This is a genomic window from Turicibacter sp. GALT-G1 (genome assembly GCF_025594995.1).
Lineage (GTDB): Bacteria > Bacillota_I > Bacilli_A > MOL361 > Turicibacteraceae > Turicibacter > Turicibacter bilis.
On the sequence record NZ_JAMQUS010000001.1, the window covers coordinates 73,605 to 88,875 of the forward strand.

Sequence of the window (15,271 nt, forward strand, 5' to 3'; positions counted from 1 at the left end):
CCCAATGATTGTTTAATCTGTACCCTTTATCAAGGACAAAGAAAAAAAAACCTAAGCAACTTGAAGCTGATTTCTGTACCCTGCAGGAGTCAGCTTATTTAAATTCCATTGATATCTAAAGTTGTTATGGTAATCCATATAATCTTCAATTTCGATGAATAAATCATCAAATGTCATTTGATTCGTAATAGCTGCTTCATCTTTTAAATGCCCAAAAAATGATTCTTGTGGAGCGTTATCCCAACAATTATCCTTTCTAGACATCGATTGTTGAATTCCTAATTCCTTTAATTGATTCGAAAATTGCGGACTAGTATAGTGCACTCCCTGATCAGAGTGAATGATCGTTTCTTTCGTTAATTGGACAGTCGGATTTTCTTGAAGTTGGTTCAGTGTTTGGAGAACAAAATCTATCTTTAAATTATCACTTAATTGAAAGGCTAAAACTTCATTCGTTGCACTATCTAAAATGGTAGAGAGATAAGCAGTCTGACCCTTCCCATATTTTAAATAAGTGATATCGGTTAATAGAACTTTGTAGGGTTGTGATTGCCTAAAGTTACGGTTAACAAGATTTGGACAGATGCGATGTGCTTGCGTAGCTTTAGCGAGTTTACGATAGGGATTCCTGCGACGAACTTTACTCAATAATCCATATTTTTTCATGATTCGATGAATAGATTTTAGGTTAAAGGAGATGTTGAATTCTCCTTTAAGAGTCATCGCTACTTGGCGAATTCCCTTGTTCTTTCGTCCCTTGAAATGAATAGCCTGTTGAATAAATTCTAAACGTTGTTGTTCCTCTTTTAGTCGCTTTAAACGTGCTTCTTCAGCGCATGACGAAAAATAACGATAATAACCTGATCTTGAAACACCAAGACTATCGCATAAATGAGAAATTAAAGAGTTAAATTTAGTTGATTTCTGACTCACCACTTGATGAATCATTTGAAACCTTACTTCTTTAGAGACTATTCCAGCATTTTTCTCATGAGTCTCAACTTTTTTAATAATTCGTTCTCAATCTTTAAAACTTCTAATTCAGCTTGCGTACGTAACAACTGTTCTTCTATCGTTAACTCTCGCTTTAGAGGTCTTCCAGAATTCGTGGTACGACTATCATCCAATCCTAATGGCCCCTGAGTTTTAAAGGCTTGTTTCCAACGTTTAGCTGCAGAATTTACACCCTGCATACCAAGCATCTCAACATTAAATCCATAGTATTCGAATATCTCTCGTGGAAACTTTCCTTTCTCACTCATCGTAATAAAGTTTTCCTTAAATTCTTTCGTATAAGTAATCCCTTTTTCAGACACTGACTTAACATATTCGTTTTGTTTGAGTTGTTCAATCTCTTGCGGTGTAAATAACTTCTTGCTCATCTGAAATCCTCCCAAAATCTAATAGTTTATATTATACCAAAAAGACCCTAGAGGGTAGACTTTTTTTATTTGTCTACTCTCTAGGGTACATTTTAGGGCTTTGAATCGGTCTTTTTTTCGACCGCAAAATAGGAAAAGGGCATCGTTAAATAAATCAAGATTATACTTGTCTGTAATGATACCTACCAAGCCATCAATGCCACAGCGCATATCTGTTTGACCACAAACGATGGGTCACCTACCATTTACGAAGTAAATGTGTCCTCCACTGGTAGGGAATGAATATGTTTTGAACATTCGAGAAATTAACGAGCATGTTTAGACATCTCCGCTAAAACGGCATGTAAGATATGTTTATCAACTCCGTTATAAAACGTCGCTTCAGCACCGTTTATTTTGAAGTAACATGAAGGGGTATCGGTATAGCGCTGATTAGATGAAGGTTGATTTAACTGAACAGGAACAATGATTGGATTTTCTTTCATAAAAAAAATTCACCTCCTTTTCTTTGATAGCTTCATTTTAGCTTAAAGTTGGAAGTCAAAATAGACAGGTTTATATTACCCGCTTACAGTATAATTATTAATCTCTATTCTTGTAACTAGTTAATTTACCTCTGCTCGTTGTTTTAAATCAGCAATAATTTGTGGATATTCTTTATCTAATCGATAAGGAATCATAAGTAGTAATTGAATAAATATAACGACAATTGGAAGCCCCAAATATAAAACTTTAATCGCTGTGATGGCTGTATCTGGTTGAACTGATAACGAACCATCATATGCACCCATTGCTAAAACTCCCCCAACTAATGCACTTCCGATTCCAGCACCAAATTTCCCTCCGAAACTTTGCGCACTAAAAATTAACCCTTCTGTTCTCACATTTGACTTCCATTGTCCATATTCAACAGTATCTGCAATAAAGGCAAATTGTACTCCCATCACACAAGCAAATCCTGCTCCACGTAATAAAGATGTTCCAATAACCATCATTGTATGAGTTGGATTAATTAGTAAGACTAAATAACTAACTAAAATAATACTCCAACCAAGTACATTTGTGTATCGTTTTCCAATGCGTTTAACAATTGGGGCAATACATAATAGTGTAATGACCATTGGAATCATATAGGCTGAATTTAAAATAGAAGCTAAGTTTACATTATTTAAAATATATTGGCTGTAATAAGTGTTTACACTGATCATTAAAGCAGAAAAGATACTTGTAAAAGCTCCAAGCGTTGTTACAATAATCCAGTATTTATTTCGAATTAATGCTTTTAATCCGATTTTAACTGGAACTGTTTCACGTTTAGAGGCCTCTTCTCCAACAACTTCCTTAGTTCCTAAGAAATTGATGATAAATAAAATAACGGCAACCCCTGTAAAAATAGCATACGTCATTGACCAAGCTCTACTTGTTCCACCTAATGCCTGAATTAATGGCATTGTTGTTGCAGCCACGATAAAGTTAGCAATTTGGGCAAATACAACACGGAAGATATTTAATAATGAACGTTCATATTGATCTTGTGTCATCAATGAACTTAAAGCTCCGTAAGGAACGTTAATCCCTGTATAGAACGTATTGACTAAATTATAGGTTACAAAGATATACACAAGCTTTGTCTTCGTATCGAAATCTGGAACTGAGAACATCGCAACTGTTGCAATGGCAAATGGAATGGCCATTCTTAATAACCAAGGCCGTGCTTTCCCATGTTTTGATTTCGTATTATCCACAATTAATCCCATAATAATATCTGTAATTCCATCAATAAATCGTGAAATTAACATAATAGTCCCAATTGATAAAGCACTGACATGCGCAACATTTGTATAATAATACATTAACCATGCACTCATTGCCCCCCAAACCACATTACATCCGGCATCTCCACACCCATATGCTAGTTTTGAGGTTAAACTTAAACCTGCTTGTTTTACATTACCTCCAACCATTTTTACACTAACACTCATCTTTTAATCCCCCTCTACCAAATTGATTTCATTGTATAAACGCTGATTTCTTCAACTGCATCCACATCAGCAAATACTGCTTCAAAAATTCCATCTTTTCTTTCTGTATAAAATAACTTCGTTCCTGCAGCCTCTCCCTCATTAATAAAGACCTCAACCACACGACGATCCACAAAAACCTCTAAGCTTTTCACGTCTAAAACATCAGTAACAAAGCTTGCATGACTGGATTTCACCCCTTCTGTTTCAATAGACGTAATTTGATTCTTGCGTTGTAATCGGATTGATCCTTGCTGACTTCTACCAAGTATAAAATAAAAATCACTATCTCCGTTAATTTTAATTTTTGCATAATAAGTATTGCCTTCAATCGAATTTAATAACACATTTTCTTTTGATCCCTTATAAAGAAGCTTGTCTTTTAAGTCATAAACTTCTTTAACTGGTTTCATATACAGATGTTGATTAATAACCTGAAGTTCTCTTGGCAAAGCCATACTTCCATAAGCACCATTCTCTTCGATAACATGCTCATGATAAAAGTCTGATACCCAACCAATTGCAATTCGTCGATTTTCATGCTCAAATGTTTGAACTGCGTAGAAGTTACTTCCAAAATCAAACAGTCCTTTATTATGGACGTCTAATCGATGTCCCTTTAAATCTCCTATGTAATACATCGTCGGTTGAATACGTTGATACTCGTCTGTATAGAACATGTAGGCGGCAACGGCGACAAATTGATGATTTAATTCAAATAAATCAGGACATTCAATGGTATAAACACCCTCTTTAGATTCTGTCAGCACCTCACCGGTATAAATGAAATTCTCCATATCATCTGATTCATACATGACAATCGCTGGGATATCATTAATCTGAGTTCCAAGGACCATTTTCCATTTCTCATCATGATAAAAGACTTTTGGATCTCGGAAATTAAATGAAAAAGGACTCCCTGGTTTTTCAATAATAATTTTTTCTTCTTCAAATGTGACCCCATCTACTGATGATACCATAGTTTGATATTGATTGGTTTCGTCACAGTCTTCTAAAGGACCTATATGTCGTGTTAAATAAAATTGAATTCGATTATCTAACGCCACAGCACTTCCCGAGAATGCTCCCCCTTTTAATTCATTCGATTCTAAGATTTCATCTTGTGGAAATAAAACATAAGGTAAATGAGTCCAGTGAATTAAATCTTTACTAACTGCATGTCCCCAATGCATATGGCTCCATTCTTGAGAATGAGGATTAGCTTGATAAAACAAATGATAGTATCCTTTATAAAAACAAAGTCCATTCGGATCATTAATCCAGTTTTTATACGGTCCAAAATGATATTGCTCACGATAAGGTGTATCGTACCAACTCGCTAGTTCATCTTTAATTTCTAACATCTCGTTATTTTTTACTTCAATAAATTTAACACCCGTATCCAAAATATTTTCGTGTCCACTTAGATAAGCAATTGAACTTTTTGCATTTAAAAGGCTCAGTTGATATTCTGTCTCTTTTTCAAGATTAAACTTTACCAACTTATAATTAAAGATTCCTGATTTAATTGTTGATGATTCAGAAGTACTAAGATTAGTTAAACTTACTTCGCCCTGTTCTTCCTGAATACTTTTTACAAATATCTCTAAGCAATTATATTGCCCTGAATTAAATTTCATAGCTCCCCCTTCTATCGAACCCGTTCGATACTGTTGAAAAAATTATCAAACCCGTTCGATACTGTTGAAAAAATTATCAAACCCGTTCGATACTACTATCATACTATACGCTTACATTTTTTGCAAGCGTTACCCACCAAAATTTGTAAACATTTTTTTTTGCTCTGAAAAGGGAACTCATATTTTTGATATCAGTTCCCCTTCGATTCTTTTAAATGGTTGTCTGTCCTTCTCGCAGCTCCACATCTAATATAAGATGTTGTTTTTCAATCACTTTTCCATCTATTAAACTAACAATCGCATTAGCTGCCTCTTGTGCTAATTGTTCAATTGGCTGAACAACAGACGTCATAATCGTCTCATTCATTGTCGTCATATAAGTTCCATCATAAGCAATCAATTTTAGATTTCCTGGCACCTCATAACCTAATTGCCTTGCTTTTTGCAAACAAGCTAAAATAGCTAAATCAGCACCTAAAATAGCATCAACATCAGGATATTGACTAAATAATTCATCTGCTACCTTCTTAAAATCATCAGGTTCAAAACAATTAATTCCCATTTCAATATCATGAACTTCAATGGAAGCTTTCTCTAAAATATCTCTAAATGATTGATGATATTCGTGGGCTGGTGTATTAACAATGGTTGCCCCTTTAATTTGAACCACTTTTTTACAACCATTACTGATGAGTTTATTCGCAGCTAACACCCCACCTTTATGGTGATCAGAAGAAATAATCGGAATATTAGCATCAATATAACGGTCAATCGCTACTAAAGGTCGATTAATTTTTTGATACTCTTCAACATCTAAAGTGTGAGCCCCCATAATAATCCCATCCATTACCTGTCTGCGTAATAACTCTAAAAATTCTTTCTCTACATGATCACGATTTACCGTTCCACAGATCATTGTTTTATATCCTAACTCATATAAAAACTTTTCGGTATATTTTACAAATGTACTAAAAAAAGGATGATCAATATGTGGAATAATGATTCCTATAATATTCGTTTTATTTCTATATAAATTACGTGCCAATTCATTGGGCATATAATCTAACTCTTTCATTGCTTTTTCTACTTTTTCTCGTGTTTTTTCAGATACATATCCTGTATTATTCAATACGAGTGAGACCGTACTTGGAGCCACTCCAGCCCGTCTCGCAACATCTTTAATACTCGCCATAAATCTCCATCCATTTCAATTTATCATTCTTTCTATTTTATCATAACATCCATTCTTTAGTCATTAAGAACAAAAGCTAGTTCCCCTGATAAGTAACTAGCTTTTGTTTAGTTTTTAATATTCATAATGTCTAGTACTTCTTCAAGAGATTTCACACGATAATCTGCTTGTAATTCAGGTTCCCTATTTCCACTTTCATAAAAACAAGTTTTAACCTTGGCCTTTTGTCCTAGAAGAATTTCAATTTCTCTATCTCCAACAATCATCGCTTCCTTTAGATCAATCTGATACTTGTCTAGTAAGTAATATATCGCTTCAGGATCTGGTTTTCGCGCAAATTGATTGTCTTTTGTCACGATTTCTGTGAATAACTCGACCATTCCATTCTTCCTTAAAATATCATAAGTAGTACTCCCCCGATGCGTTAAAATGTAATTATATCTTCTCGCCTCTTTAATTCTTTGACAAACCTCTTTAGCATATGGAAATGGTAACATGCTTGATAAATCAATGTGACTTTTTTCATCTTGATATACCTCAATTAATTCTTCACCTAATAAAAACCGTTTTTGATAATATTGAACGGCTGTTTTTTCAGAATTCAAAAATAGCTTTAAAACCTCATCATACTTAGCTTCAATTCCATACTTTTTTAATGCTCTTAAAAAGGCGTTGACCATTCCCGGATAAGAATCAAATAATGTACCATCAAAATCCCAAATCACATGTTTAATCATCGTCATTCCCCTATTCATCGCTCATTAAATTAATTCGATATGATCTAAATCTAATTTATATTTAACATCCTTACGCTCAACAATCACATTAATTTTTTCCTTTAATTCAGGATCTTCCATTAGCTTCATCATTAATTCTTTTGTTGGATTAATCGCATATGGTGTTCCAACATGATGGAACATTGTTAAATCCCCTGTCGTATCTCCATAGGCGTAGCTTTGACTTAAATCAATATCATACTTTTCAACTAACTCACGAAGTGCTTTTTGTTTACTAACAGCATCCCACATCGGAATAACATTTCCGTTATAACGCCCTGAATCATCTGTTTCATAAATTGTTCCTCTAAAATCATCCATTTTATACTTCATAGCCATTTTACTTACAAGTTCAATTGGAGATCCTGATATTGCAATAACAATATGTCCTTGTTCTTTATGCCATTTCATTCTTTCACGTGTAAAAGTATAAATACGATCACCTTTTTGATTGATAACTTTTTGTGCCACATGATCAATGTGTTCTTTACTTACACCAAGAATAGCTTGTTTATAAGCATCCACCATCTTCAATAGATACTCATCATAGTCACCTTCACGACGATCCCATTTTAAATAAACAGGTTTCACTTCGTTATGCCAAACATCCTCTTCGATTAATTCATATTTAATAATTTTCTTGAATACTTCCGTAATAAGTCCTTCACGATAAATCGTACCATCAATATCAAAAAAGGCTGCAATCTTAGACATGTTACCCCTCCTGCTGAAATTAAATTTTGAACAACATACTGACACTAAGATTTAGTGTTAACAAATGGTGTTCGGACTATAATAGCAAACTAATTAAAAAAAATCAAGAATAAAACAACATTAAATTTATTCTTACCATTCAGCTTTGTATGCGTTTTACTTTGTCGATTTATAAAATTCTATTTTTTATCATTTACAGCGATAATAAATTCTATTACGTTCATACAATATCATACCTTTAATCAAGAACGATAAATCGAAAAGGGATCTATATGGGAACTTATTATAAAAATTGATTTAAAGATAAATTAATGATTATTATGGGAAATTGGACGAGTGACTGCTATGAGAGGACCATTAAAAGGCGCTAAAATCGTCGTTGTTGATAATGATTAAGTAAATGGCGCAAAAACACTAGTTTATATTCAGGATAAAGTTGGAGAGGCACTCTTTCTAAACTTAGATACCTCCATTGAAGAAAATGCAAAACAAATGGGCGAGCAAACAATCGAATGTTATGAAAAATTAGATATCGCAATCAATGATACTAGTGTAATAGGAAATCCCGTTCCAGTTCATGAATTAACTAAAGAAGAATAAAAGGATCATAAAAGAAGGCGAATTTAGCTTTTTCTATGGTCCTTTATATTGTTCATCTTATTTCAAATTAATTATTTTCTTCGCTATACTTGTGTAGATTTTGAAGATCTTAATTGCATAAGTTTTTCAATTAGGGAATTGACGACGCCACTACCACGACTCACAACTAGCCCAGTAACTATCTCCCCAACATATGGAACAACCATAGTTATTCCTAATATACTAAATAAATCTAACTTAGCACAAACACAAACTGCGATACTTAATATAATTGCTCCGATTTTTTTATAGCTTAATTTCCCATTATTTTTGAATAATGTATTGAATGTTTCAACGGCTGATTCTATCAGAATTGCGACTACGACAACTGCTAGCAGTTCCATCATTAGTTAACCTCCCCCCGAAAATATTAGTTATTCATAAAGATTGATTGTTAAATCCTTTCCTGAACTTATATTTTTTTTGTATAGGATAAACTGATCCAACCAGCCCCACTTTTTAGCTTTCCGAAGCCATTACTTTCATCAACAATTGTATAAACTTCGTTAGCTTTAACAGTAGTAACGACAGGGTAACTAGTACCTGCACCCGATCGAACATTTAATACGGAACAATTCACAATTTTAACTTGATAGCCAGATGAACTGGAAGATGAAGTGGTTGTAACTTTTTCAACATAATCTGTCCCCATTGAAATCCAACCCGCTCCAGATTTCAAGCGTCCTAATCCATTGGATACTTCTACAATGGTATAAACTTCACCTTTTTTAACAGTTCCTACAACTTGACTTGTGAATGAGGCTTCTTTACGAATATTTAATTCATTACAAATCACTTTTACAGTAAAACTTGAAGAACTATCGGTTGAGTCTGTTGGGGAGTCAATTTTAACTTTTTCAACATAGTCTGTTCCCATTGAAATCCAACCCGCTCCAGATTTCAAGCGTCCTAATCCGTTGGATACTTCTACAATGGTATAAACATCACCTTTTTTAACAGTTCCTACAACTTGACTTGTGAATGAGGCTTCTTTACGAATATTTAATTCATTACAAATCACTTTTACTGTAAATTTTAATCCTGGTAAACTTGGAGACTCATCATCAGGTGAATACGGAGGTGAGATAACCGTTGTTCCACTAGATAATTTAGGGTCACATCTTCCCTCTTTAATCGCTTGCAAAACAGTTTCTACTCTTGTTTTAACACTGTTCCAACGACCCTCATCTCGAATTCGGTGTGGACAATTTTTAGCTGAAAAATCAGCATGTTGTTTTAAAGCATCAATTCCTAAATCATATTGATATAGTAGTCGTGCCATCACATAAACTGCATTTTCTTCTGCAGCGGTATATTTAGACCCCCCTGATTTTGAATAACAAATTTCAACGGCAATTCCATAACGATTACCAAGTCCACTACTACCATCACCGGCATGCCAAGCATTACGGTTAAATGGTATTCCTTGAATAACATACGTATCATCTACGGCAAGATGATAAGAAACTGAATTATTATTACCAATCATATAGCTGATTTCATTAGTTGCTGATGCATCATTTGCAGTATTATGACAGACAACATATCTAGGTTTCATGGGATAGGGACACTTGATTGAATATTTACTACTTGAAACTAAGTTTTCTTTAAAAATATAACTCATTTTTATTAACCTCCCTCTAAAGAGTCTTATATTGTATTGTTATTTAGAAGTTCTTGAACTAAATCAATTACTTGGATAATGCACTGGGACGGTTACATATCTTATAATCTTATATATCTTAGTTCCTGTTTTATCATATTCAACAAAATAGTTTATTGAATGGTCCTTTCACTACCTCTGTATTTAATTTTATCTTACAATAATTAGAAATATTAGTTAAAAAGAGATGACTCCTGCACAATACAGAAATCATCTCTTTTTCATTTCGAGGTGGTCGCTCATAAAATCATTTATTGAATATGAATCTTAACCATTTCGATTCGTTTATCTTTCACACATTCGATTTTAAATACAAGGTTTTCATATTCGACCATGCACTCTTCTGTTTCACTTGGAATATAGTCAATTTGGTTAATTAAAAATCCACCTAATGTATCATAGTCTTCTGTCTCTTCATCAAGATTTAATTGCAATTTATCATTAAGTTCTTTTATGCTAATCAATCCGTTAACAATATATGTATCATTATCAATTTTTCGAATAACAGGATCATCGTCATCGTATTCATCATTAATGTCACCCATCACTTCTTCAATTAAATCTTCAATCGTTACAATTCCTGAGAACCCTCCATACTCATCAATCAATACAGCAAGATGGTTTTTAGATTTTTGTAACTCCTTAAATAGTTGATCAATGTTTTTACACTCAGGTACGAAATAAGGCCGATGAAGTAATTTTTTTATATCCACATTTTCAAATCCAACTTGATAAGCTTCATGCAAAAAATCTTTAAGATATAAAATTCCAATAATGTTGTCCATATCGCCTTCATAAACTGGAATACGTGAATAATTTTCTTCTAATAATTCTTCAATTGATAATGGTAGCTTACTATTAATCATATAAACTTCAGTCCGAGGAGTCATAACCTCTTTAGCAAGTTTATCATCAAAATCAAAGATACTATTAATCATTTCTTTTTCAATTTGATTAATGACACCATATTCTTCTCCTGCATCAACCAGTGATTTTATTTCCTCGCGAGATACTTTTTCTTCTAAATCCGTGTCGCTCATTCCAATGACTCGAAGTAATAAGTTAGTCGATAAAGATAAGAGTTTAACGAAAGGTTTCGCAAATTTAGAAACAAAGACAATCGGTCTCACCGACAACATCGCCATCTGTTCTGATTTTTGTAAAGCAATACGCTTAGGTACAAGCTCACCAAAGACGAGTGTAAAATAAGATAAGATTATGGTAATGACTACTAGCGAGATAGATTGTGCATAAGGTATACCGAGCTGTGATAAGGAAGCACCAATAACTTCTGAGATTCCTGTAGCTGCTGAAGCACTTGAAAAAAATCCTGCTAATGTAATCCCCACTTGAATGGTTGATAAAAACTTATTTGGTTCTTCTAATAAATCAACGAGTAAGGATGCTTTCTTATTTCCGTCATCTGCTAACATTTTTATTCGATTTCGATTGACCGATACAATCGCCATCTCCGCTGACGCAAAAAATGCATTCAATAACGTTAATACTAAAATCAAAATAAATTGTGACACTAAGCTCATCGGTTCCGGGTCCATAAAATTTATCTCTCCTCTATATTATGAATTTTACGGCTATTCTAATATATGAAAGACTCTTCAGTATGAGTCAGGAAATTATCTTTACAACTCTCTTTGAATATCTACCTTGATACTAATACTATATTCACTTCCTATCAGGTGGTAACAAAAAATCCCCGCATAAAAGGGCTGTCTCAAACTTGAGATAGCCCCCTTAAAAACGAAACTTATTTATATACACTTCATACCAATCCGTTTTCCATCCTTGTTCCTGACAAAGGGCGAGTAATTGGTTTTCATCATTAACTCCTCGTTCGGTAATTAAACGATGTGTCATTTTATTAACCATTAAACCATTGTCTATATCATCAGCATATTGTTTATAAATTGCATAACTACGTATATGTGAGAATTCACAATTCAGCTTTAATGGATCACCTGTTAATTCATCATATTTAACATTATAAGTTTTCTTACGTTTTTTCTTTAATGTCCGACGCGCTACCGCTTTATCTTTATCGTATTCTAACCTCAGACGAACAACCGTATCACACATATAAATACTCTCATAAAATTCTTTTGATGCAATAAGAGCTAATCCTCTTTTTCCTACTCCATTTTCTTCAATCTCTTTAGCTAACTGCGCAACGACTTGAAAACCTCTAATATATGGCTCCCCATTAAAGTACTGCTTATCTTCACTCGGTAGTTTCATTGCGATATATCTCGCATTATCCACACTAGTTCGTAAAATCGTATGAAGTTTCTCTTTTTTAACCCATATCCATCCTTTTTCATCAACTAAAACACCATCACGCCATGCATTTTTCAACTGTGTTTTAACTCCTTTATAGATTCTTTCATCCATGTCTGGAATGGGATAATTCAAATCTTTGCCTGGATGATAAAGAATTAAATCATTCTTCCCAATGGCTATTCCCTCCCAACCATTTGATTGTACAAATCATTAAGTTGAGCCATTGCATCACTCGCATGAACATGTTTGCAAACATCAGGATGAATGACCTTAGAAATATGATCACGCCAAGTTTTAGCCTTTCGTTTACTACTAAAATGTGTGGCCGTAATTCCTAATTTATTCATTCGCGCTTCGCCATCCAATTCGGTTAAGTAAAAAATGTATTCGCTTGCTTTTGTTGTAAAATAACCGCTTTCGCTAACCGTTTGGTTGGTATTTTCACTCGATGGACTAACCATTGCCTCATCTACGAGGTTTTTACATTCGCTTAAATTTAATTGTTGAATCGCTTTTTGAAAGTCTTCAATCGATACCAATAGCTCCTTCCAACTCCGACCAGAAACATGAATTGTTTTGCCACCAAACTTTTTGATTTCTGCTCTAACTTCCTTAAAATTTCCTAATTTTTTTAATTCGTCTAAATCTTTAACATGTAACCAATCCAATCTTAAACACCTCATTTCGTCTAACTCTACTATCACTTTATTCCTACAGATAGGTAATCAGAACGAAAAAAAGCACCGATTAAATTAATATCTAATCGGTGCTTTTCACTTAAATTATCAAAGCTAAAACTAGCTTTTAGACTGCTCAGTTATTTTAAAATTGGCATTAATACGTCGCAGATTTTAATCTTTGGTGCTTCATCTTTCATTACATGGAGCATCTCCATTTGAGAATTAACAATTCTTTTCTTAATCTCAACTGGAACATAACCTCCATCTGCCTGTAACTCATAGGCATTTGTATTATCACTTAAATAAATGTCTAAGATTTGTTTTATTTTTTCTTTAATACCTTCATCCTCAACAATTCCCATTGTCTCCACGCGTTTACTTAAATTACGATACATCCAGTCAGCACTTGAAATATAAATTTCTTCTTCACCATCATTATAGAAATAATAAATACGGCTATGCTCTAAGAACCGTCCAACAATACTACGTACGGTGATGTTTTCACTAATGTCTTTCATTTGTGGACGCAAACAACAAACGCCTCGAACGATCAATTCAATCTTAACGCCAGCCAAGGAAGCTTCATACAATTTCATAATCATCTGTTTATCATATAAGCCATTCATTTTAGCAATGATATGTGCCTTTTTCCCTGCTTTAGCATGCTTAATTTCTCGATCAATCAATGCTTCAAATTTTAAACGAAGCTTATGGGGAGCAATCGTAATTTTCTTCATTTTATCTGCTGAAGCATAACCTGATAACATATTAAATAGAATCGATGCATCCTCACCCATTTGGTGATTCGATGTTAAAATCCCCATATCGGTATAAAAATTAGCAGTGACATCATTGTAATTACCTGTTCCAAAATGAACATAACGAGTTAAGCCATCCTTTTCTTTACGAACAATTAAAAGAATTTTACAATGTGTTTTTAATCCAATAACACCATAAATCACATGGCAGCCCGATTTTTCAAGCTTACGAGCCCAGTGAATATTATTCTCCTCATCAAAACGGGCTTTTAACTCGACTAGCACTGTTACCTGTTTCCCATTCTCAGCCGCACGTGCTAATGCTTCAACAATTGGCGAATGTCCACTGACTCGATAAAGCGTTTGTTTAATCGCTAAAACCTTTGGATCATCCGCAGCTTGTTGGACCATTTTAACAATGGGATCAAAGGATTGGAACGGATGATGTAATAATATATCTTTCTCACGCAAGACATCAAAGATGGAACGTTCTTTTAATTCAGAAATTGAATTAGGTATAATGCGTGTAAACTTCAACTCATTATAACCTTCAATATTACCTAATTTAGATAAAAAGGTTAAGTCTACTGGTCCATGAACACGGAAAACATAAGCGTCTTCTACTTCGAGTTCCTCTTCAAGAATTTGTACAATTTCACGCGGAGCTGAAGATTCAATTTCTAGACGAATCACTTCTCCCCACTTACGTTGTTTTAATGATTGTTCAATCGTTTCTAATAAATCTTCAGCGTCTTCTTCATCAACGTGCATCGCTGCATTCTTCGTGATTCGATAACAGCAACTATGTAAGACCTCATGGCTACTAAAAAGCTCGGATAGTTTTGGTTTAATTAAATCTTCAAGTAGCATATGGACCGATCCTTTTTCCGTCGGAACAGGAACGATTCGCGGTAAAACAGAGGGAACTTGAATCGTAGCAAAAACTTGCTCATGATCTTGTTTTCCCATCAGTAACAACCCAATATTTAATGTCTTATCTAAAATAAGTGGAAAGGGACGGGCTTGATCAATGACCATCGGTGTCAAAACAGGATAAATTTGATTTTGATAATAATAATCCATGTATCCTTTTGTTTTTTGATCTAACTCCTCATATTTTACTAGCTCAATCCCATACTCTTTGAGTTCATCTAACAATGCATCATACGTCTGATAAAGCTCGGAAACAATCGTTCTAGTCTTAAACAAACTTTCCTTCATTCGCTCAATTGGACTTCGACCAGACATATCCTCTGTCTGAACTTTTGCCTGGCAAATATCATATAAACCAGCAACACGCACCATAAAAAATTCATCTAAATTTGAACTAACAATCGATAGAAATTTCGCACGCTCTAGCAGCGGGTTTTCTTTATTCTTCCCTTGCTCTAATACGCGTTGATTAAATTCTAATAAGCTTAATTCACGATTAAAAAAATAACTTGGCTGATCTAATGATTCCATCACACATCTCCCTATTCTTTTTACCCATTTTATTTCAAACTACCATA

General features: G+C 34.0%; 14 protein-coding genes. All 14 read right to left on the minus strand.

The features are described from left to right. Nucleotides 1–51 precede the first annotated feature (51 nt). Nucleotides 52–1,382 (minus strand): IS3 family transposase gene (locus NEH74_RS00310; protein ID WP_411040355.1). Its coding sequence is split into 2 segments (ribosomal slippage): nucleotides 52–983 and nucleotides 983–1,382, totalling 1,332 coding nucleotides; the frame shifts between segments, so codons are not numbered across the junction. 18 nt (nucleotides 1,383–1,400) lie between these two features. Then, on the minus strand, nucleotides 1,401–1,613 hold the full coding sequence (gene tnpB / locus NEH74_RS13640) for an IS66 family insertion sequence element accessory protein TnpB (RefSeq protein WP_411040356.1): 213 nt from the start codon (nucleotides 1,611–1,613) through the stop codon (nucleotides 1,401–1,403). A 74-nt stretch (nucleotides 1,614–1,687) separates the two neighbouring features. Next, nucleotides 1,688–1,867 (minus strand): hypothetical protein, encoded by a 180-nt coding sequence (locus tag NEH74_RS00315; protein WP_055305819.1) that lies wholly within the window; start codon nucleotides 1,865–1,867, stop codon nucleotides 1,688–1,690. A gap of 120 nt (nucleotides 1,868–1,987) precedes the next feature. Continuing rightward, nucleotides 1,988–3,364 carry an MFS transporter gene (locus tag NEH74_RS00320; protein WP_055305818.1) on the minus strand — a complete coding sequence of 459 codons (1,377 nt, stop codon included), beginning with the start codon at nucleotides 3,362–3,364 and terminating at the stop codon, nucleotides 1,988–1,990. Nucleotides 3,365–3,378: 14 nt separating this feature from the next. Then, nucleotides 3,379–5,043 (minus strand): glycoside hydrolase family 32 protein, encoded by a 1,665-nt coding sequence (locus tag NEH74_RS00325; protein WP_055305817.1) that lies wholly within the window; start codon nucleotides 5,041–5,043, stop codon nucleotides 3,379–3,381. Between the two features lie 211 nt (nucleotides 5,044–5,254). After that, entirely contained in the window at nucleotides 5,255–6,235 is a 981-nt protein-coding gene (locus NEH74_RS00330; RefSeq protein WP_055305816.1) for a LacI family DNA-binding transcriptional regulator, read from the minus strand. A gap of 107 nt (nucleotides 6,236–6,342) precedes the next feature. Further along, nucleotides 6,343–6,972 (minus strand): HAD-IA family hydrolase, encoded by a 630-nt coding sequence (locus NEH74_RS00335; RefSeq protein WP_055305815.1) that lies wholly within the window; start codon nucleotides 6,970–6,972, stop codon nucleotides 6,343–6,345. Between the two features lie 24 nt (nucleotides 6,973–6,996). After that, complete coding sequence (locus tag NEH74_RS00340) at nucleotides 6,997–7,725, minus strand: HAD family hydrolase (protein WP_055305814.1); 729 nt, start codon at nucleotides 7,723–7,725, stop codon at nucleotides 6,997–6,999. Nucleotides 7,726–8,408: 683 nt separating this feature from the next. After that, nucleotides 8,409–8,711, minus strand: coding sequence for a hypothetical protein (locus NEH74_RS00345; RefSeq protein WP_055244956.1), 303 nt, complete (start codon nucleotides 8,709–8,711; stop codon nucleotides 8,409–8,411). A gap of 65 nt (nucleotides 8,712–8,776) precedes the next feature. Continuing rightward, the gene (locus tag NEH74_RS13610; protein ID WP_317452410.1) at nucleotides 8,777–9,988 is read right to left on the minus strand and encodes an SH3 domain-containing protein; all 1,212 of its coding nucleotides are present in this window, start codon (nucleotides 9,986–9,988) and stop codon (nucleotides 8,777–8,779) included. A gap of 290 nt (nucleotides 9,989–10,278) precedes the next feature. Then, nucleotides 10,279–11,583: a hemolysin family protein gene (locus tag NEH74_RS00360; protein ID WP_212724018.1), complete on the minus strand. Its 1,305-nt coding sequence runs from the start codon at nucleotides 11,581–11,583 to the stop codon at nucleotides 10,279–10,281. Nucleotides 11,584–11,779: 196 nt separating this feature from the next. Next, on the minus strand, nucleotides 11,780–12,397 hold the full coding sequence (locus tag NEH74_RS00365; protein ID WP_055242663.1) for a hypothetical protein: 618 nt from the start codon (nucleotides 12,395–12,397) through the stop codon (nucleotides 11,780–11,782). A gap of 101 nt (nucleotides 12,398–12,498) precedes the next feature. After that, nucleotides 12,499–12,990 (minus strand): hypothetical protein, encoded by a 492-nt coding sequence (locus NEH74_RS00370; protein ID WP_055242665.1) that lies wholly within the window; start codon nucleotides 12,988–12,990, stop codon nucleotides 12,499–12,501. A gap of 149 nt (nucleotides 12,991–13,139) precedes the next feature. Further along, nucleotides 13,140–15,224, minus strand: coding sequence for an RNA degradosome polyphosphate kinase (locus NEH74_RS00375; protein ID WP_244969110.1), 2,085 nt, complete (start codon nucleotides 15,222–15,224; stop codon nucleotides 13,140–13,142). Nucleotides 15,225–15,271 lie beyond the last annotated feature (47 nt).